We start from the raw sequence: 18,274 nt of genomic DNA, 5'->3' as shown, positions 1-18,274 counted from the left end.
CGGCACCTCAGGCGATCACGAACAGTTGTTCGAAGTTGGACACCGAAAGAATCTTGCGCACGTCGGCATTGCAGTTGACCAGCCGGACGTCGGCTTCATCGCCGCCGGCATGATCGCGCAGCAGCAACAGCATGCCGAGCGCCGAGCTGTCGAGATAGGTCGCACCCTGCAGATCGACGACGTAGCGCTCGGGCGCGACGTCCTGGCGCTGGTACGCATCGCGGAACGCCTGGTGGGCGTTGAAATCGAAGCGTCCGCTGATGGCGATCGTCAGTTCGCGCCCATCGGCCGATGGTTGAGAAGTAATGGTCATGTAGCACTCCCTGATCCGAAACGGGGTCTTGCCAGACCGCCATGCGCCACGTGAGAACGACTGTGCCTGCCGGCGAACCGGGCGCAGGCTGCACGGCGCTGAATGGGCGCGTACCAGCGAGCTGTCGCGGGCTGCTGCGATGATACCCGAGAAGATTTAGCATTCAGACCCTACAGCGGCAAGCTCAATCCTGCCGCGGCCGTCCTGCCAGCCGCTGCGAGAACTCGTCGAGCAATTTCTGCTCACGCTTGTCGGCCGCGACGCGCGCCTCGCGCAGATAACTCTCCACCAGCTTGCTCAGCCCTTCGAGCCGCGCGTGCCGCTGCTGCCACTGGCTTCGCAGCTTGGCCAGGTTGTCGCGATGCCAGGCCACGCTGCGCTGCTGCTGGCCGATGGCCGATTCGAGCTGGGACAGAAAACGCTGATAGTTCATCAGCCACTGGCCAGACACGCCTTGGCTGCCCTGGCGCAGCCACTGCTGCTGGTAATCGCTGAAATACTGCTCGAGCTCGCCGAGCTTGGCCTCGGCCTGCGACAGCTGCATCTGCCCCTGACCGAGCATGCGCGCGGCGTCGCGCTCGGCCTTCTGCGCCATCTCGATCACCGGCGCCAACCGATCGGCACGACTGCTTGCCACGGATTACGCGCCCTGACGCGGGCCGAATACCGCGGCCAGTTGTGCCGCGCTTTCCTCCAGCCGCTCGCTTTCGTTCAGACCCTGGCGCAGGTAGCGAACCATCTCGGCCTGGCGGGCGATGGCAAGGTCGGTATCCGGGTCGCCGCCGGGCACGTAGGCGCCGACGCTGATCAGGTCGCGACTCTGCTGGTAACGCGACCACAGCTGTTTGAAACGCTGCGAGGCGCGCACATGCTCCGCATCCACCACCTGCGGCATGACCCGGCTGATCGACGCTTCGATATCGATGGCCGGATAGTGACCCTCCTCGGCCAGCCGCCGCGACAGCACGATGTGGCCGTCGAGCACGCCGCGCGCGGCGTCGGCGATCGGGTCCTGCTGATCGTCGCCTTCGGAGAGCACCGTATAGAACGCGGTGATCGAACCGCCGCCCTGCTCGGCATTACCGGCGCGCTCGACCAGGCTCGGCAGCTTGGCGAACACCGATGGCGGATAGCCCTTGGTCGCTGGCGGCTCGCCGATGGCCAGGGCGATTTCACGCTGGGCCTGGGCGTAGCGCGTCAGCGAATCCATCAGCAGCAGGACGTTCTTGCCTTTGTCGCGAAAGTACTCGGCGATGCGCGTGCAGTACTGTGCGGCGCGCAGGCGCATCAGCGGCGCCTCATCGGCGGGCGAAGCGACCACCACCGAGCGCTTGAGGCTCTCCTCGCCGAGGATGTGTTCGATGAATTCCTTGACCTCGCGGCCACGCTCGCCGATCAGGCCGACGACGATGATGTCCGCCTCGGTGAACTTGGTCATCATGCCCAGCAGCACCGACTTACCGACGCCAGTACCGGCGAACAGTCCCAGACGCTGGCCGCGGCCGACGGTGAGCAGGCCGTTGATGCTGCGGATGCCGACGTCCAGCGGCTCGCTGATCGGATGGCGCTTGAGCGGGTTGATCACCGGGCCGTCCATCGGCACCCAGTCCTCGGCGCGCATGCCGCCCTTGCCGTCCAGCGCGCGGCCGGCGCCGTCGAGCACCCGGCCAAGCATCGACATGCCCATCGGCAGGCGACCGGTGTTGGGCAGCGGCACCACCCGCGCACCCGGCGCGATACCGGCGAGACTGCCGACCGGCATCAGATAGAGCTTGCCGCTGGAGAAGCCCATGACCTCGGCCTCGACCTCGGTCGGGTGGTAGCTGTCGTCGTTGATCACCCGGCAGCGGCTGCCGACCGCGGCGCGCAGGCCTTCGGCCTCCAGCGTCAGGCCGACCATGCGCAGCAGACGGCCTTCGAGAATCGGCTGACTGGGCAGCTTGACCGCCTCCGTGTAGCAGGCCAGGCGCCGGGCGAAACTGACCCGGTCAAGGCGCATCGGGGTGGTCCAGATCGAGGTGCAGGTCAGCCGCCGGCGGATGGGTGGCGTTCTCGCGCTGTTGCTCGAACAGCTGCTTGATCGCCTGGCTCAGGCGCGTCTCGACGCTGGCATCGATGCGGCTGTGTTCGGTCTCGATGAGGCAGCCGCCGGGCAGCAGGCTGGCATCTTCGAGAATCCGCCAGCTCTCCTCGTGGCGCTCGCGCAGCGCCTTGATCATTTCGAAATCCTGTGGATTGACGTGAACATGCACATTCTGCGCGCCCATCGGCAGCAGCTTGAGCGCCTCACGCAGCACCTGGCGGATCTGGCTGGAATCGATCAGCAGATCGCGCTGGATCACCTCGCGCGACAGGTGGCTGACCAGCGTGACCAGCGCGTGCTCGAGGTTGCGATCCTGCTCGGCAATCGGATCGAGCAGCTGCGTCATCAGCTGCTCCAGGCTCTGCAGGCGTGCGGCCAGCGCCGTCTCGGCCTCCTGGCGGGCCTTCAGCTGGCCGGCATGGAAGCCGTCCTTCTCGCCGGTGGCGAAGCCTTCGTTGTAGGCCTCCTGGCGAATCGCTTCCAGCTCGTCGAGTGTCAAGGGTTTGACTTCCTCGACCGGCACCTCTTCGCTATGCGCCAGCTCTTCGACGATCGGTTCCGCTTCGAGGGGCGCTTCGGCTGCCGCACCCTCGGCGTCGAAGCTGGGCAGCGCCCAGCGGTCGAACAGCCGCACGTCCTGAGCACGGATCACATCGCTGGGATTTTCCTTGGCCACGGCTTAGACCATTTCCTCGCCGCCCTTGGCACCCAGGACGATCTCCCCGGCTTCGGCCATGCGGCGGGCGATGGTGAGGATTTCCTTCTGCGCGTTCTCGACTTCGCTGACGCGCACCGGGCCCTTGGCCTCCAGGTCGTCGCGCAGCAGTTCGCCGGCACGCTTGGACATGTTCTTGAAGACCTTTTCCTTGATCGCTTCGTCGGCACCCTTGAGCGCCAGCACCAGCACGTCGGAGGAAACCTCGCGCAGCAGGATCTGAATGCCGCGGTCGTCGACGTCAGCCAGGTTGTCGAAGACGAACATCAGGTCCTCGATCTGCGTGGACAGGTCCTCGTCGACTTCGCGGATGGCGTCCATCAGCTGGCCTTCGATGGAGCTGTCGAGGTAGTTCATGATGTCGGCGGCACGCTTCACGCCGCCAAGGCTGGCGCGGCTGGTGTTGGTGTTACCGGAGAATTGCTTCTCGAGGATCAGGTTGAGTTCCTTCAGCGCCGCCGGCTGCACGGTGTTGAGCGACGACACGCGCAGCACGATGTCCAGACGCACCTTGTGATCGAAGTGCGACAGCACCTCGCCGGCCTGATCGGGGTCCAGATAGGCCACGACAATCGCCTGGATCTGCGGGTGCTCGTAGCGGATCACGTCCGCCACGGCGCGCGGTTCCATCCACTTCAGGCTGTCCAGGCCGCTTGTGTTGCCGCCCAGCAGGATGCGGTCGATCAGACCGCCGGCCTTGTCCTCGCCCAGCGCCTGGGTGAGCATCTTGCGGATGTAGCCGTCGGAGCCGACGCCGAGGCTGGTCTGGTCGCCGACGATCTCGACGAACTCGCTCATCACCCGCTCGACCTGCTCGCGGTGGATGTTGCGCATCTGCGCCATCGCCGTGCCGACCCGCTGCACTTCCTTCGGACCGAGGTGACGCAGCACCTGCGCGGCATCGGTTTCCCCCAGCGACAGCAGCAGGATGGCGGCCTTGTCGACCTTGTTGAGCTTGGTTTGAACCCGGTTCTCACTCATCGGCGTTGATCCACTCTTTCACCACCTGGGCGACCCGTCCCGGATCTTCGGCCACCAGGTTCTTGATCGCGTTGAGCTGGGCTTCGTATCCCTCGCTCGGACTCGGCAACATGATGTTCTGCGGACCGCTCAAGCTGACGCGGTCGTTGGCAAGCGCACCGTCGACGCCGTCCATGTCTCCCAGTTCGACATCGCCGTCGCCAATGTTCTGCAGTTCCTTGCCCTTGCCGGCATGGGTCAGGTTGTTCAGCACCGGACGCAGCACGCCGAACACCAGCACCAGGATGAACAGCACGCCCAACACCTGCTTGACCACATCCCAGAACCAGGGCTGCGAGTAGAACGGGATGTCGATCACCGCGTCGTCGAAGGAATCCGCGACGAAGGCGGTATTGATCACGCTGACGCTGTCGCCACGGCTGGCATCGAAGCCCACGGCGTCCTGCACCAGACGGGTGAAGCGCGCCAGGTCGTCGGCCGTCCACGGCGTACGGGTGACTTCTCCGGCGGCATTGGTCATGACCTGGTCGTCGACCACCACCGCCACCGACAGCCGGCGCAGGCGGCCCTGCTGCTGCTTGGTGTAGCTGATGGAGCGATCCAGCTCGTAGTTGCGGGTGGCCTGCTCGCGCTTGTCCGAGGGATACGGTGCCAGCATCGGCTGACCGGTCGCCGGATCCATGATCTGCTGACCGTTGGCATCCAGCAGCGGCTGGCCGGGTGCCACGGCGCCCGCGGCGGCGGCCTGCTGCCTGGCCTGCTCCGGCGCCGAAGCCGGTCCGGGGGGCTGATTGCTCAGCGCACCGGGCACGCCCTGCGGCGGCAGGCTGCTCTGGCGCTGCTCGTTGACGCTCTGCTCGCTGCGCAGTGCCGGCTGGTCAGGGTTGAAGGTTTCCGAGGTGGACTCCACCGCACTGAAATCGACGTCCGCCGAGACTTCCGCCTTGTAGCGACCGCTGCCCAGCACCGGCTGCAGGATGTTGTGCACGCGCTGGGTGTAGAGGCCTTCCATGCGCCGGCTGTAGTCGAACTGCTTGCCGGCCATGGTCAGCTCGGACAGCTCCTGCTGGTCGGACAGCAGGTTGCCCTTCTGGTCCACCACGGTGATCTGCGACTTGCTCAGCTCCGGCACGCTGGTGGCGACCAGGTTGATGATCGCCATCACCTGACTCGGCTCCAGCGAGCGGCCCGGGTACAGCTCGACCAGCACCGAGGCGCTGGGCTTGCGTTCGTCACGGACGAACACCGAACTCTTGGGAATCGCCAGGTGCACACGGGCACCCTTGACGTTGTTCAGGCTGGACACGGTGCGAGCCAGCTCGCCTTCCAGGCCGCGCCGGTAACGGGTCGCCTCCATGAACTGGCTGGTGCCCAGGCCCTGCTCCTTGTCGAGGATCTCGAAACCGATGTTGCTGTCGGCTGGCGCGATGCCGGCACCGGCGAGCTTCAGCCGGGCGCGTGCCAGGTCGTCGGCCTTGACCAGCAGCGCGCCGGAATTGGGCTCGACGGTGTAGGCGATATCCGCCGCGGCGAGCGTCTCCATCACCTGATTGGCGTCCATTCCAGCCAGGCTGCCGAGCAGCGGGCGGTAGTCCGGCTGCTGCGACCAGAGCACCACGGCGAAACCGATGGCGACGCTCGCGGCCAGCCCGACCAGCAGGCCGATCTGGCGCAGCATCGACATCTCGGAGAGGTTTTCCAGGAACGACAGCCCCAGCAGCGGCTTCTTCGCCTCTACCGCGCCGCTCTGCACCGGAACGTTGCTCACCGCATCAGCCATAATTCAATCCGCCTCACACCGGCATCTGCATGATGTCTTGATAGGCCTGGACCAGCTTGTTACGCACTTGGGTCAGGGCCTGGAAAGAAACGCTGGCCTTCTGCGAGGCGATCATCACTTCGGTCAGGTCGACGCCGCCCTGCCCCATCTCGAAGGCAGAGGACATCTGACTGGAAACCTGCTGGGTTTCGTGCACCTTGTTCACCGCCTGGCCGAGCATGTCGGAGAAGCTCGGCGCACCAGCTTCCTGTACCGGCGCCTCGGGCTTGGTGCGCGCCATGGCATCGGTCTGCATGGCCCGCATTTCCAGCATCAAGCGATTGAATTGGACACCCTGACTCATCTACTTCCTCCAACAGCCACGGTTTTTTGACGCTACGTGGCAGGCAGTGAGTAGATAGCAACAAGGGTGCCAGAAACTGAGACATGCCCTGCCACCGGCGCCGCACTTCGTCTGACTGCGAACACCGACACTGTTCCGTCGAACCCGGCGATGGCTGTACTGCATGTCGTGCGCATCGTGCCGGTAGGCTAGCCTGCAGATGCGCCCCGGCCCAGCCGGTGGCGTCCCGTCGGCCCGACAAGAACAAGCACCATGACCGAATCCGTCCGCCTTGGACTGCGCCCCCTCGGCGACAGCTCGCCCTCGACCGTCGTCGCCGGCTTCATCGCCATGCTGACCGGCTACACCAGCTCGCTGGTACTGATGTTCCAGGCCGGCCAGGCAGCCGGTCTGAGCGCCGGGCAGATCTCCTCGTGGATCTGGGCGTTGTCGATCGGCATGGCGATCTGCAGCGTCGGCCTGTCGCTGCGCTACCGCACGCCGGTGGTAGTCGCCTGGTCGACGCCCGGCGCCGCCCTGCTGATCGCCAGCCTGCCCGGCGTGCCGTACGCCGAGGCGATCGGCGCCTACATCTTCGCCTCGCTGCTGATCGTGCTGTGTGGGCTGACCGGCAGCTTCGAACGGTTGATGCGCCGCGTCCCCGCCTCGCTCGCCGCGGCGCTGCTGGCCGGCGTGCTGTTCAATATCGGCAGCGAGATTTTCCGCGCCGTGCCGGCCCAGCCGTTGCTGGTGCTGGGCATGTTCTTCACCTACCTGCTGGGCAAACGGCTGCTGCCGCGCTATGCGGTGCCGGGTGCGCTGGTGGTCGGCTGCGTGTTGGCGGCCATGCAAGGGCTGCTGGATTTCCGCGACTTGCGTCTGGAACTGGCGGCGCCGGTATGGACGACGCCGGCGCTCTCATTTGCCGCGATTCTCAGCATCGGCATCCCGCTGTTCGTCATCGCGATGGCGTCGCAGAACATGCCGGGGCTGGCATTGCTGCGCGCCGAGGGTTACGACGTGCCAGCCTCGCCACTGATTTCGGTGACCGGCATCGCCTCGGTGCTACTGGCACCGTTCGGCTCGCACGGCATCCATCTGGCGGCGATCACCATGGCGATCTGCGCCGGCCCCGAGGCGCATCCCGACCCGCGCAAGCGCTACACGGCGGCGGCGTGGTGCGGGGTATTTTATGGCATCGCCGGCATCTTCGGCGCGACCCTGGCAGCGCTGTTCGCGGCGTTTCCAGCGGCGCTGGTGCTGTCGATCGCGGCGCTCGCGCTGCTCGGCTCGATCGGTGCGGGGCTGACCCAGGCCATGCAGCAGCCGCATGAGCGCGAGGCGGCGCTGATTACCTTCATGGTCACGGCATCGGGACTGACGCTGTTCGGCATCGGGGCCGCGCTGTGGGGCTTGATTGCGGGGGTGGTGACGTTGCTGGTGCTAAGCAAGCGAGACTGAGCGCGCCTGGTTTTCCGCGCCGCTCCGGGGCGGCCCGGGGCAGGCACGCTGACCGGCAGGGCGAAACCCGAGGCACTCGCGGATCGCCCAGCTCCCGACACCCAGAACGCTAAATCGCCGTCGCTCCACCATCCACCGCCAGCGCATGGCCTGTGGTAAACGCCGCGCCATCGCTACACAGATAGAGCACCGCCGCCGCGATCTCCTCGACCTTGCCGATGCGCCCAACCGGATGCATCGCCGCAGCGAACTCCGCCTTGCGCGGATCGGCCTCATAGGCACGGCGGAACATGTCGGTGTCGATCACCGCCGGGCACACCGCATTCACCCGGATGCCCTTCTTCGCATATTCGATGGCCGCCGACTTGGTCAGGCCGATCACCGCATGCTTGGATGCCGAGTAGATGCTCATCTTCGGCGCCGCACCCAGGCCGGCCACCGAGGCGGTGTTGACGATGGCGCCGCCGCCCTGCGCCAGCATCAGCGGCAACTGGTGCTTCATGCACAGCCACACGCCCTTGACGTTGACGCCCATGATCGCGTCGAACTCCGCCTCGCTGCCTTCGGCCAATCGGCCTTGCTCGATCTCGATACCGGCGTTGTTGAAGGCGTAGTCCAGCCGGCCGAAACGACCCACGACCTGCTCCAGCAAGGCTCTGACCTGTTCGTCGCGCGTGACATCGCAACGGACAAACAACGCCTCGCCGCCGTTTTCCCGAATCGCTGCGGCGGCCGCCTCACCCGCGGTTTCATCGAGATCGGCGAGGACGACCTTGAGGCCCTGCTCGGCGAAGGCCTGCGCCGTGGCGCGGCCGATACCCGCCGCTGCACCGGTGACGAGGGCGACCTGACCGGAGAATTTCATGCTCATGCTGGAGATCCTGAACGAGAGATTGAACCTGGCGACGGGTCCTGACGTGACCACGAGACCATAAGCGGTCACCGTTATACCGCTCCGTGGAACCCACGATGCCGATATCACCGCTCTGGATGCCAGTGCATACGCGCCGACGGATGCATGTTGCGATCACGCCCGGCGGCGGCTAAACCAAGCTTTTCGCTCAACGAAGGCTTGTTCGACATGCTCAATCAACAGTACCTGCTGGCCCAGCGGCCGATCGGCGCACCGACGCGCGACACCTTCCGGTTCGTCGAGGCGGAAACCGGCGAGCCCGGCCCCAACGAAATCCTGGTGCAGGTCGAGTACCTGTCCATCGATCCGGCCATGCGTGGCTGGATGAACGAGGGCAAGTCGTACATCGCGCCGGTAGGTCTCGGCGAGGTGATGCGCGCGCTCGGCGTTGGCAAGGTGATCGCCTCGCAGCATTCGGGCTTCGCCGTCGGCGACTACGTCAATGGTCCGCTGGGTGTGCAGAAATACTTTTGCGGCGAGCCGAAGGGTTTCTACAAGGTCGACCCGCAGCAGGCACCGCTGCCGCGCTACCTGTCGGCGCTGGGCATGACCGGCATGACCGCCTACTTCGCCCTGCTCGCCGTCGGCCAGCCGAAGGCCGGCGATACCGTGGTGCTTTCCGGCGCCGCTGGCGCGGTGGGCAGCGTGGCCGGGCAGATCGCCAAGATCAAAGGCTGCAAGGTGGTGGGCATCGCCGGCGGCGCCGAAAAGTGTCGCTTCCTGGTCGAGGAGCTGGGCTTCGACGGCGCCATCGACTACAAGCACGAGGACCTCGCCGCGGGCCTGAAGCGCGAATGCCCGCAGGGTGTGGACGTGTATTTCGACAACGTCGGCGGCGACATCCTCGACGCCGTGCTCACCCGTATCAACGTCGGTGCACGGGTGGTGCTGTGCGGCGCGATCAGTCAGTACAACAATAAGGAAGCGGTCAAGGGACCGGCGAACTACCTGTCGCTGCTGGTCAACCGCGCGCGCATGGAAGGCATGGTGGTGACCGACTATATGGCGCGCTACCCGGAGGCGATGCGCGAGATGGCCGGCTGGCTGGCCAGCGGCCAGCTGAAGAGCAAGGAAGATGTCGTCGAGGGTCTGGAGACCTTCCCCGAGACCCTGTTGAAGCTCTTCAGCGGCGAGAACTTCGGCAAGCTGGTGCTCAAGGTCGGCTGAGCGCTCAACCCAGCTCGGCGACGACCGCGGCCAGCGCCTGCGCCGGATCGGCGGCCTGGGCGATCGGCCGCCCGATGACCAGATAGTCCGAACCGGCGGCCATCGCCTGCGCCGGGGTGAGGATGCGCCGCTGGTCGTCCTGGGCGCTGCCGGCCGGGCGGATGCCGGGCGTCACCAGCTGCAGCTGGGGGTATTGCGCCTTCAACGGCTGCGCTTCCTGGGCCGAACAGACCAGGCCATCGAGGCCTGCTCGCGCGGCCAGGCCGGCCAGACGCAGCACCTGCTCCTGCGGCGCGATGTCCAGACCGAGATCGGCCAGATCGGCCTGTTCCATGCTGGTCAGCACAGTCACGCCGATCAGCAGCGGCGCCGGCCCGCCGATCTTGTCCAGCGTCTCGCGACAGGTCGCCATCATGCGCAGACCGCCCGAACAGTGCACGTTGACCATCCACACGCCCAGCTCGGCGGCCGCCTTGACCGCCATCGCCGTGGTGTTGGGAATGTCGTGGAATTTGAGGTCGAGGAACACCTCGAAGCCGCGCGCGCGCAGCGCCTCGACCACTGCCGGGCCGCAGCGGGTGAACAATTCCTTGCCGACCTTGACCCGGCACAGCGCGGGATCGAGCTGCTGCGCCAGCGCCAGGGCGGCGTCCTGCGAAGGGAAGTCGAGCGCAACGATGATCGGAGTCTGGCAAGTCATGGCGGGGTCCTCGGCAAAATTCGGCGCGCATTGTCGCAGAAAATTTGCGGTCGAACTAAAGCCCATGCCGCATGCGCCGACAAACCGGATCGCACGTGACCCACACTACGGTGCAGCGTAAAGTGACGCTGTCCGCAAATCGGGTCTGCGGCTTCGTCTATTTCGTCTGTGGAGGTACGCCATGCCCTGGTACTTCTGGCTGATTCTGGCCGTAGCGCTCGGTTCCATCGTCGGCAGCCTGCTCATGTTGCGCTCGACGGCGCGCAAGATTCCCCTCAGCGAAGAACAGAAGAAGCGCATTGCCGAGCGCAATGCCGCAGCAGACGCACAGGACGCACGCGACCGCTGAACCCGGTCGCCGCTGCGGCTGCAGCATCGCAATCGCCGCACGTTCGGCAAGTGAAAGGAAGCACGACACGCTCATCGGTGGCAGCGCCTGCCCAGGTCGTCGCGCCGATTTTTCCTTTCCCTCCAGATGAATGCGCATGCCAGCAGCCCTGCCCGATATCGAAGAAAACCGCCTCCACGCCCGCGCCATTTTTACCCGCCGCATACTACCCGGCGCGGTCGGCGTGCTGCTTTGCGCGCTGCTCGGCGCCAGCGTTGCGGTCAGCCGGATCGCCACGAGCATTGATGAAGATGCGCTAGCGCAAAGCCGCTTCCTCACCGGCAAGGCCATCGAGGGTCAGCGTGAGTGGATGGGCCGCTCGGTGGTCGACTACGCCTTCTGGGGTGACGCCTATGCGCACCTTAACGGCCCGGTGAGCATCGACTGGGCCTATACACAAGCCAACTTCGGCGCCTCGCTCTACGAGGACTTCGGTTATGAAGGCCTGCTGCTGGTGACACCGCAGGGCGAAACATCCTATGCAGTGATCGACGGCGAGCTGCGCTCGGTCGACGCCTACCGGTGGTTGCAGGGGGGCCTCGAGCTGCTGCTGGCGCGCGCACGCCTGGCGTTCGACCACGAACAGGGGGTGGTCGGCCTGCTGTCGGTCGATGGCACGCCGGCGATGGTGGCCGCGGCCGTGCTCTCGCCAGGAGACAGCACGGTCAAGGCTGCCGCGACGCCGGCCTCGATCGTGCTGTTCGTCGATGTGCTGGATGCCGCCCGCCTCGCTGAGCTCGGCCAGGACTACGCCGTCGACGCGCTGCGCGTAGCAGATGCCGACACGCCGCGCATGGCACCACAGATGCCGCTGATGCTGGAAGACGGCAGCGCGCGGCCCCTGACCTGGAAACCCGCGCAGCCAGGACGACGGATGCTCTGGGTGGCGCTGCCAACGCTCGCGCTGGCGGCGCTGGCGCTGGGCGGGCTGATCTGGCTGCTGGGCCGTCTGGCACTGCGTACGGTACAGATGATGGACATCAACTACGCCCGGCTGGCGAGCAAGAGTCGCGAACTGAGCGCCAGTGAAGCGCGCTTTCGCGACGTCGCCGAGGCGGCCTCCGACTGGATCTGGGAAACCGATGCACAGGTGCACCTGACCTATCTCTCTAGCCGATTCGAGGAAATCACCGGCCACGCTCCGGGCAACTGGATCGGCCGTCCGCTGATCGACCTGCTGATCAGCGACCACGCCGCGCTGCACGAGTGGCTGCAGGCTCCGCATGCAAGCGTACTGAAGTGCAGCTACCGCGCCGCGGACGGTCGCGAGCGGCATTGCCGACTGGCCGCGCGGGCGATCCGCGATGACGATCAGCTGCGCGGCTATCGCGGCACCGCGAGCGACATTACCGAGGAAACCCGCGCCCAGGCCCGCGTTCAGTATCTGTCGCAACATGACGCGCTGACCGGGCTGCCCAACCGCGCCCGCCTGCGCGACCACCTGGAAGGCCGATTGGCCGCGCTGCGCGGCGCGTCGCGGCTGGCGGTGCTCTATCTCGATCTGGATCGCTTCAAGCCGGTCAATGACACGCTCGGCCATGCCGCCGGCGACGAGGTGCTGATCGGGGTCGCCCAGCGCCTCAAGCAATGCACGCGCGACGATGATCTGGTGGCGCGCCTGGGAGGCGACGAGTTCGTCATGGTGCTCGGCCGCCTGGGCACGCCGGAGGACATCGCGCGGCTTTGCGAGCGGGTGATCGCAGCCATCCACGAGCCGTTCTTCTACGAGGGGCACAAGATCTACGTCGGCGCCAGTATCGGCGTCGCGGTGGCGCCCGGCGACGGTCTGTTGGCCAGCGAGCTGCTGCGCTGCGCCGACATCGCGCTGTACCAGGCCAAGGCCAATGGTCGCGGCACCTGGCATCTGTACGCGCGAGAACTGGACAACCGCGCCAACGATCGCCACCGGCAGGAAGACGAGCTGCGCCAGGCGATGGCCGAAGAGCGTTTCGAAGTTCATTACCAGCCGCGCTACCGCAGCGCGGGCTTGCGCATCATCGGCGCCGAGGCCCTGCTGCGCTGGCCGCATGCAGAGCGCGGGCTGCTGCTGCCCGAGTCGTTCATCCCGCTCGCTGAAGAAACCGGCCTGATCGCCACGCTGGGCAACTGGGTTCTGCGCCAGGCCTGCCGCGACGCGGTAGCCTGGCCGGACGATCTGGTGGTCTCGGTCAATCTTTCTCCGCTGCAGCTGCGCCATGAACAATTGCTGGATGAGGTAACGGCCGCGCTGGCCGAAAGCGGCCTGCCCGCCAGCCGGCTGGAGCTGGAAATCACCGAGAGCGCCCTGTTGCAGGAAAACGCCGGCACCCTCGCGCTGCTCAGCAGCCTCAAGGCGCTGGGCGTGCGATTGGCGATGGATGATTTCGGCACAGGCTATTCGTCGCTCAGCAACCTGCGCACCTACCCGTTCGACGTGATCAAGATCGACACCAGCTTCGTCGGCGGCATGCAGCAGAATGCCGAAGACCACTCGATCGTCCGCGCGCTGATCGATCTCGGCCGTGGGCTGAATCTGCAGGTCACCGCCGAAGGCGTGGAAACCGCAGAACAATTGCGCCTGTTGCAGGCCGACGGCTGCACCGAGGTACAGGGCTTCCACATGAGCCGGCCGCTGGCGGCCGACGCGCTGCTGACGCTACTGGCACGCCGGGCGCCCTGAGCGGCGCGCGGCGCGTCCGGCCGCGCTCAGCGCTTGAACTCGAACTGGATTTCCGCGCCCTCGATCAGCGGATCGTCCTCCGCGTCGCCAGTGATCAACCGCCCGCTCATTTGCACCGACTGGGTGGGTTCGCTGAACAGCGGCGGCAGCAGGCTCATCGCTGGCGCGGGATCGTCGTGCCCGAGCTCCTTGGCCCAGTCTTCCGGCAGGCTCAAGTCGAGGCGGGGTACGGTCAACTCGACCTCTTCGATCTTTTTCTCGCGAGGCGCGGCCTGGTGCGCGGGCGCCGCAGGCGGCGGTTTCGGCACGCTGATCCGCACCGGCGGTTTCGTCTCGTCGACCTGTTCAGTCGCGGGCGCCACCTCGATCTTCAGATCCGGCGGCGTTTCAGCGGCCTGCCGCGGCGCAGCCGGTGTTTGCAGCACGGGCGGCGCGGTCTTCGCTGGCGCCGGCGGTGCAGGCGACTCCTTTTCGCAGGCTGTCAGCACAAGCAGCGCGCCCGCCAGCCACAGAGGTTTGATCATCGCAGCGCCGCTCCTCTCGTTCGTGCAGGCCGAGCGCGGCGCTATTGTGCCTCTCGGCAAAGCTCGCCGGCCAGCGCGCCGAGTGTACTCAGCGCCCGCTCTGTCTCGCGGTTCCAGGGCAGGCCGCAGTTCAACCGGATGCAGTGATTGAACTGCTCGGTGTTACTGAAGATCAGCCCCGGCGCGATGCTGATGCCCTGCGCCAACGCACGCACCTGCAGGTCCTTGGTGTTGACCCGCGCCGGCAGGCTGACCCAGAGAATGAAATTGCCCTTGGGCCGGGTCATCTGCGTGCCTTCGGGGAAATAACGCTGCACCGCCAGCTGGAACGCCGACAGGTTCTTGCGGTACTCCTGCCGGATAAAGCGTAGGTGACGGTCATAGCCGCCATTTTCCAGGTAAGCAGCCACGCCCATCTGCGTCACGCTGCACGCCGAGTGCGTGCTGAACGTCTGCAGGCGCTGCACCTCGCCCTGGTGCCGACCGGCGATGATCCAGCCGATGCGCACGCCCGGCGACAGGGTCTTGGAAAAACTCGAGCAATAGATCACCCGGCCTTCCCGGTCATTGGACTTGAGCGCCTTGTACTGGCCCTGCTCGAACATCAGCTCGCCGTAGATATCGTCCTCGACGATCTGGATGTCGAAGCGTGACGCCAGGTTGAGCAGCTGCTTCTGCCGGCTGTCGGGCATGCTCACGCCCAGCGGGTTGCTCAGCCGCGCGGTCAGCACCAGCGCCTTGATCGGCCACTGGCTGGCGGCCAGCTGCAGCGCCTCGAGGCTCATGCCGGTGTCCGGGTCGCTGGGGATCTCGATCACCTTCAGCCCCAGCAGGTCCGCCAGTTGTAGCAGGCCGTAGTAGGTCGGCGACTCGGCGGCGATCAGATCGCCGGGCCGGGTCAGCACGCGCAACGACATCTGCAGCGCGTCGACACAGCCGTGGGTGATCACCACTTCGGCAGGGTCGACCAGCACCCCGGCGTCGCGCATGCGGATCGCCACCTGCCGGCGCAACGGTTCGTAACCCGGACTGAACATGTAGCTGAACGCCCGCGGGCTGTGGAAGCGGGTTACCTTGGCCAGCTGCTGGTGCAGCGCGCGCACCGGCAGGTAGTCCACGTGCGGAACGGCAGCGCCCAGCGGAATCAGGCCCTCGCGGCGCGACTCGTTGAGCACCTGGTTGATGATGCTGCTGCGGGTGACCAGCGTGGGTCGCTCGACCTGCGCGATGTCGGGCGTCGGCGCGGTCAGCATTGGCGTCTGGTGCACGTAGAAGCCCGACTGCGGACGGGCGCGGATCATGCCCTGGTCTTCCAGGTTGGCGTAGGCCTGCAGCACCGTCGCGTGGCTGACGTTGAGCTGCTGGCTCATCTTGCGCACGGACGGCACGCGCTCCCCAGGACGATAGACGCCGCGCCGGATATCCTCGGCCAGCTGTTGAGCGATGCGCTGATAGAGCAACAGATTGGTCATTTTTGCCGATCCCCGCAAACTGAACCGTAACAGTAGCTCAGCAACGAAGAATGAAACCAATACAGTTACATCGCGAGTGGGCGAAACAGATGTTTCAGCGATCAGGCCCCAGCTCGCCTTGCGCATCGGAAAAGAGGATTTCCACGCGTCGATTCTGTGCGCGACCGCGCGCCGAAGCGTTTTCGGCAACCGGGAAGGCTTCGCCGTAACCGCGTATCTCGATGCGCTGCGAGGCGATGCCCAGATCGGTCAGCACCTCGGCGACGGCCGCAGCACGCGCCTGCGATAGCGCAAGGTTGCGGTCGGCGTCACCGCGGCTGTCGGTATAGCCCTCGATGCGAACCCGCCGCTGCGGGTTGAGTTCGAGGAAATGCGCCAGCTTGAGCAACGTGCGATTGGCCTCGCGACCCAGCTCGTCGCTATCGGCACGGAACAGCACGTCGCCCAGCGTCATCACCAGCCCACGATCGGTCTCGGTCGCCGCCATGCTGATGATCTGATCATCACCCCAACGACCCGGCTGCTGCGCACTCAACAGACGCGCATCGCGCAGCATGTCGCGCAGGCGCTGGCGCTCCATCTGCAGTTGTACGATGCGCTGCTGGTTGTCGAGCAACGTACCGTGCTGCCGGGCGATCTCGCTGTAGCTGAGGCTCAGGTAGGAATAATGCAGCGCGTCCTCGGCGCCGCCCCAGAACTCAGCAAAGCGCTGCGCCCGCCCCAGCGATTCGCCGGCGCGCACGACGTCCTTCGGCGCACCGCGCTGGACCCGCGTATCGCTGCTGACCTGGGTGTAGCTCTCTGCTGCCTGGGAAAGCTGCTGTTCGAGTTCGGGGTTGGCGCAGCCGGCCAGTCCGCCCAGCAGGAAGCAGACCAGTACCTGTCGACGAAACCGACTCACCGCAGATCCCCCAGTTGTTGGCGCAGACGCTCGATGCTGCGGTTCAGCTCGGCAATCTGGCTGAAGCTCTTGGCATTCAGCACCCGCGCTTCGGCCAGGCGCGCATCCAGCTCAGCCTGCTCGCTCAGCAGGCGCGCCTGCCGGAAGTCCTCGTCGTTCATGGCCGCATGGGCCGCGGCCAGCTTCAGCTCGGCAAGCATCAGCTCGGCGGTATGCTCGTCGGCACCGACCGCCCGTGCCTGCTGCACGGCCTGTTCGGTCAGACGTATTTGTTCGCGCGGTGCCGGATCACTGGCGCAACCACCGAGGACGGCCAGCGCCAGCCCGAATAATAGACAGCAAAGTTTCTTCACGACGATGTCCTACTGTGGCGACGCCTTCGCCGTTCCGACCTGCTGCAGTTTCCAGCGTTCCAGATTGCTGGCCAGCAGCTGCTCGGGTACCCCGGCGGCGCGCAATTCTGTCATCTTCAGCGCCATTTGTCCCCGCAGCCAAGCGTCGTTGCAGGCGGAGTTGTGGGAAATGGCCAGATGCATCTCATGGCTGAGCACCGGCGGCTCCAGCCGCTGCACCTTGTCCAATATCGCCAGCGCGCCCATGCCGGCAAGCGCGCTGTAGCGCTCGTGCAGGACGTAGTCGGTCTTGCCGGTCACCAGCTGCTCCATCGCCTGTGACAACGAGGCAACCGGCTGCAGCGTCAGGCGTTGCCTGGCAAAGGCATCGAACTCGCGACCAAATCGACTGGTGCTGACGAAACGTCCGTCATGCCCGGCGAGGTCCTCGCGTGCGGCATAGAAGAAACCCGGCTCGTTGCGCACCCAGGCCACCGTCTGCAGCGAAGCGATGGACGGATGAACGAAATCCATCTCGTCCAGACGCTGCGTCACCAGCCGCGCATCGGCCAGGATATCGACCCGACCGCTGCGCACTTCGTCGAGCGCCTTGCTGGCATCGCCGCTGTAGAGCAGTTCGATCTTTACCCCGAGGGATTTGCCGATCTGCTTCAATAGCTCGGCGTTGGCGCCCATCAGCCGTTGCGGATTCAGCGGGTCGCGCCAGAGAAACGGTGGGTTGTCCGCTGCCCCGGTGGCAACCAGTCGCTCGCATTTACCCACTGCGAATGCCAGCGAGGGCACCACCAGCAGCGCAACCAGAACCGATTTCAGCAGAAGGCCAAACCCCATGAACGACACCTTTATGAAGGAGCACACGAACGCGACGCGGCGTGATCTTAGCATTGGCCGCCCGGCCGTTCGCGCATAAAAAAACCCGCTCGAAAGCGGGTTTTTTGGCGACTGACGAATCAGACCAGCTTTTCCAACTCTGGCACGATCTCGAACAGATCGCCCACCAGGCCGTAGTCGGCAACCTGGAAGATCGGTGCTTCCTCGTCCTTGTTGATCGCGACGATCACCTTGGAGTCCTTCATGCCGGCCAGGTGCTGGATCGCGCCGGAAATACCGACGGCGATGTACAGCTGCGGCGCGACGATCTTGCCGGTCTGGCCGACCTGCATGTCGTTCGGCACGAAGCCGGCATCGACCGCGGCACGCGAGGCACCGACCGCCGCGCCGAGCTTGTCGGCCAGCGAATACAGGTGCTTGAAGTTCTCGCCGTTCTGCATGCCGCGACCGCCGGAAACGACGATCTTGGCGGCGGTCAGCTCGGGACGGTCGGACTTGGCCAGCTCTTCGCCGACGAAGGCGGACTTGCCTGCATCACCGCTGCCGGAGATCTGCTCGATGGCAGCCGAACCACCTTCGCCGCTGACCGCATCGAAACCGGTGGTACGCACGGTGATGACCTTGATCGGTGCGGTGGACTGCACGGTGGCGATGGCGTTGCCGGCGTAGATCGGGCGCTTGAAGGTGTCAGCGCTTTCGACCGACGTGATC

Annotated in this window: 19 protein-coding genes; 4 read left to right on the top strand and 15 right to left on the bottom strand. The window is 65.8% G+C overall.

The genetic code is table 11. The features are described 5' to 3' along the window. Positions 1 to 7: 7 nt before the first annotated feature. The 7 genes from U8L64_RS07385 to fliE form a co-directional block, all read right to left on the bottom strand. Positions 8 to 313, bottom strand: a complete 306-nt coding sequence (locus tag U8L64_RS07385) for an STAS domain-containing protein (RefSeq protein ID WP_043297357.1) — start codon at positions 311 to 313, stop codon at positions 8 to 10. Between the two features lie 184 nt (positions 314 to 497). Continuing rightward, the gene (fliJ, locus tag U8L64_RS07380; protein ID WP_102828893.1) at positions 498 to 950 is read right to left on the bottom strand and encodes a flagellar export protein FliJ; all 453 of its coding nucleotides are present in this window, start codon (positions 948 to 950) and stop codon (positions 498 to 500) included. A gap of 3 nt (positions 951 to 953) precedes the next feature. Next, complete coding sequence (gene fliI, locus U8L64_RS07375) at positions 954 to 2,312, bottom strand: flagellar protein export ATPase FliI (protein ID WP_043297359.1); 1,359 nt, start codon at positions 2,310 to 2,312, stop codon at positions 954 to 956. After that, positions 2,302 to 3,072 (bottom strand): flagellar assembly protein FliH, encoded by a 771-nt coding sequence (gene fliH, locus U8L64_RS07370; RefSeq protein ID WP_333395724.1) that lies wholly within the window; start codon positions 3,070 to 3,072, stop codon positions 2,302 to 2,304. Before fliH ends, fliI begins: the two co-directional genes overlap by 11 nt. A 3-nt stretch (positions 3,073 to 3,075) precedes the next feature. Then, positions 3,076 to 4,092 (bottom strand): flagellar motor switch protein FliG, encoded by a 1,017-nt coding sequence (gene fliG, locus U8L64_RS07365; protein WP_008570497.1) that lies wholly within the window; start codon positions 4,090 to 4,092, stop codon positions 3,076 to 3,078. Continuing rightward, a complete protein-coding gene (fliF, locus tag U8L64_RS07360; protein ID WP_043297362.1) occupies positions 4,085 to 5,872 on the bottom strand; it encodes a flagellar basal-body MS-ring/collar protein FliF in 1,788 nt (595 codons plus the stop codon). Before fliF ends, fliG begins: the two co-directional genes overlap by 8 nt. A gap of 13 nt (positions 5,873 to 5,885) precedes the next feature. Further along, positions 5,886 to 6,215 carry a flagellar hook-basal body complex protein FliE gene (fliE, locus tag U8L64_RS07355; protein WP_003287594.1) on the bottom strand — a complete coding sequence of 110 codons (330 nt, stop codon included), beginning with the start codon at positions 6,213 to 6,215 and terminating at the stop codon, positions 5,886 to 5,888. Between the two features lie 252 nt (positions 6,216 to 6,467). Here fliE and U8L64_RS07350 point away from each other — a divergent pair, with 252 nt between their 5' ends. Continuing rightward, positions 6,468 to 7,655, top strand: coding sequence for a benzoate/H(+) symporter BenE family transporter (locus U8L64_RS07350; protein ID WP_333395716.1), 1,188 nt, complete (start codon positions 6,468 to 6,470; stop codon positions 7,653 to 7,655). Positions 7,656 to 7,764: 109 nt separating this feature from the next. Here U8L64_RS07350 and U8L64_RS07345 read toward each other — a convergent pair whose 3' ends face one another. Then, positions 7,765 to 8,526, bottom strand: coding sequence for an SDR family oxidoreductase (locus U8L64_RS07345; RefSeq protein ID WP_043297366.1), 762 nt, complete (start codon positions 8,524 to 8,526; stop codon positions 7,765 to 7,767). Positions 8,527 to 8,736: 210 nt separating this feature from the next. Here U8L64_RS07345 and U8L64_RS07340 point away from each other — a divergent pair, with 210 nt between their 5' ends. Then, positions 8,737 to 9,735 carry an NADP-dependent oxidoreductase gene (locus tag U8L64_RS07340; RefSeq protein ID WP_442965271.1) on the top strand — a complete coding sequence of 333 codons (999 nt, stop codon included), beginning with the start codon at positions 8,737 to 8,739 and terminating at the stop codon, positions 9,733 to 9,735. 4 nt (positions 9,736 to 9,739) lie between these two features. Here U8L64_RS07340 and pyrF read toward each other — a convergent pair whose 3' ends face one another. Further along, positions 9,740 to 10,435, bottom strand: a complete 696-nt coding sequence (gene pyrF, locus U8L64_RS07335) for an orotidine-5'-phosphate decarboxylase (RefSeq protein WP_077682893.1) — start codon at positions 10,433 to 10,435, stop codon at positions 9,740 to 9,742. Between the two features lie 181 nt (positions 10,436 to 10,616). On the opposite strand from pyrF, the gene U8L64_RS07330 reads away from it, so the two are divergent. Together U8L64_RS07330 and U8L64_RS07325 are read left to right on the top strand one after the other, a co-directional pair. Then, positions 10,617 to 10,784 carry a DUF2897 family protein gene (locus tag U8L64_RS07330; RefSeq protein WP_008570503.1) on the top strand — a complete coding sequence of 56 codons (168 nt, stop codon included), beginning with the start codon at positions 10,617 to 10,619 and terminating at the stop codon, positions 10,782 to 10,784. 136 nt (positions 10,785 to 10,920) lie between these two features. Continuing rightward, complete coding sequence (locus tag U8L64_RS07325) at positions 10,921 to 13,482, top strand: bifunctional diguanylate cyclase/phosphodiesterase (RefSeq protein ID WP_333395710.1); 2,562 nt, start codon at positions 10,921 to 10,923, stop codon at positions 13,480 to 13,482. Positions 13,483 to 13,508: 26 nt separating this feature from the next. On the opposite strand, the gene U8L64_RS07320 is transcribed toward U8L64_RS07325, so the two are convergent. The 6 genes from U8L64_RS07320 to U8L64_RS07295 all read right to left on the bottom strand — a co-directional run. After that, positions 13,509 to 14,006, bottom strand: coding sequence for a hypothetical protein (locus tag U8L64_RS07320; RefSeq protein WP_333395707.1), 498 nt, complete (start codon positions 14,004 to 14,006; stop codon positions 13,509 to 13,511). Between the two features lie 41 nt (positions 14,007 to 14,047). Then, positions 14,048 to 15,478, bottom strand: coding sequence for an aminotransferase-like domain-containing protein (locus U8L64_RS07315; RefSeq protein ID WP_043297374.1), 1,431 nt, complete (start codon positions 15,476 to 15,478; stop codon positions 14,048 to 14,050). A gap of 94 nt (positions 15,479 to 15,572) precedes the next feature. Continuing rightward, a complete protein-coding gene (locus U8L64_RS07310) occupies positions 15,573 to 16,379 on the bottom strand; it encodes an OmpA family protein (protein WP_333395702.1) in 807 nt (268 codons plus the stop codon). Then, positions 16,376 to 16,732, bottom strand: a complete 357-nt coding sequence (locus tag U8L64_RS07305) for a DUF4398 domain-containing protein (protein ID WP_043297375.1) — start codon at positions 16,730 to 16,732, stop codon at positions 16,376 to 16,378. Before U8L64_RS07305 ends, U8L64_RS07310 begins: the two co-directional genes overlap by 4 nt. A 9-nt stretch (positions 16,733 to 16,741) precedes the next feature. Then, positions 16,742 to 17,563, bottom strand: a complete 822-nt coding sequence (locus tag U8L64_RS07300; RefSeq protein WP_333395698.1) for a substrate-binding periplasmic protein — start codon at positions 17,561 to 17,563, stop codon at positions 16,742 to 16,744. 119 nt (positions 17,564 to 17,682) lie between these two features. Further along, positions 17,683 to 18,274 (bottom strand): electron transfer flavoprotein subunit alpha/FixB family protein (locus U8L64_RS07295; RefSeq protein ID WP_333395695.1); only part of this gene is annotated, 592 nt, incomplete at its 5' end.

The sequence above is a fragment of the Pseudomonas sp. FIP_A4 genome (genome assembly GCF_036701605.1).
GTDB classification, from domain to species: domain Bacteria; phylum Pseudomonadota; class Gammaproteobacteria; order Pseudomonadales; family Pseudomonadaceae; genus Stutzerimonas; species Stutzerimonas phenolilytica.
Note: the sequence above shows the minus strand (reverse complement) of the source record. Positions and strands in the feature narration are given on the sequence as shown.

What these genes read in the sequence shown, in the direction of transcription:
- fliI (WP_043297359.1), bottom strand. Translation starts at nt 2,312, where the DNA reads ATGCGCCTTGACCGGGTCAGTTTCGCCCGGCGCCTGGCCTGCTACACG.
- pyrF (WP_077682893.1), bottom strand. Translation starts at nt 10,435, where the DNA reads ATGACTTGCCAGACTCCGATCATCGTTGCGCTCGACTTCCCTTCGCAG.
- U8L64_RS07340 (WP_442965271.1), top strand. Translation starts at nt 8,737, where the DNA reads ATGCTCAATCAACAGTACCTGCTGGCCCAGCGGCCGATCGGCGCACCG.
- U8L64_RS07320 (WP_333395707.1), bottom strand. Translation starts at nt 14,006, where the DNA reads ATGATCAAACCTCTGTGGCTGGCGGGCGCGCTGCTTGTGCTGACAGCC.
- fliG (WP_008570497.1), bottom strand. Translation starts at nt 4,092, where the DNA reads ATGAGTGAGAACCGGGTTCAAACCAAGCTCAACAAGGTCGACAAGGCC.
- U8L64_RS07350 (WP_333395716.1), top strand. Translation starts at nt 6,468, where the DNA reads ATGACCGAATCCGTCCGCCTTGGACTGCGCCCCCTCGGCGACAGCTCG.
- U8L64_RS07330 (WP_008570503.1), top strand. Translation starts at nt 10,617, where the DNA reads ATGCCCTGGTACTTCTGGCTGATTCTGGCCGTAGCGCTCGGTTCCATC.
- U8L64_RS07300 (WP_333395698.1), bottom strand. Translation starts at nt 17,563, where the DNA reads ATGGGGTTTGGCCTTCTGCTGAAATCGGTTCTGGTTGCGCTGCTGGTG.
- U8L64_RS07345 (WP_043297366.1), bottom strand. Translation starts at nt 8,526, where the DNA reads ATGAGCATGAAATTCTCCGGTCAGGTCGCCCTCGTCACCGGTGCAGCG.
- U8L64_RS07315 (WP_043297374.1), bottom strand. Translation starts at nt 15,478, where the DNA reads ATGACCAATCTGTTGCTCTATCAGCGCATCGCTCAACAGCTGGCCGAG.
- U8L64_RS07325 (WP_333395710.1), top strand. Translation starts at nt 10,921, where the DNA reads ATGCCAGCAGCCCTGCCCGATATCGAAGAAAACCGCCTCCACGCCCGC.
- U8L64_RS07385 (WP_043297357.1), bottom strand. Translation starts at nt 313, where the DNA reads ATGACCATTACTTCTCAACCATCGGCCGATGGGCGCGAACTGACGATC.
- fliE (WP_003287594.1), bottom strand. Translation starts at nt 6,215, where the DNA reads ATGAGTCAGGGTGTCCAATTCAATCGCTTGATGCTGGAAATGCGGGCC.
- fliF (WP_043297362.1), bottom strand. Translation starts at nt 5,872, where the DNA reads ATGGCTGATGCGGTGAGCAACGTTCCGGTGCAGAGCGGCGCGGTAGAG.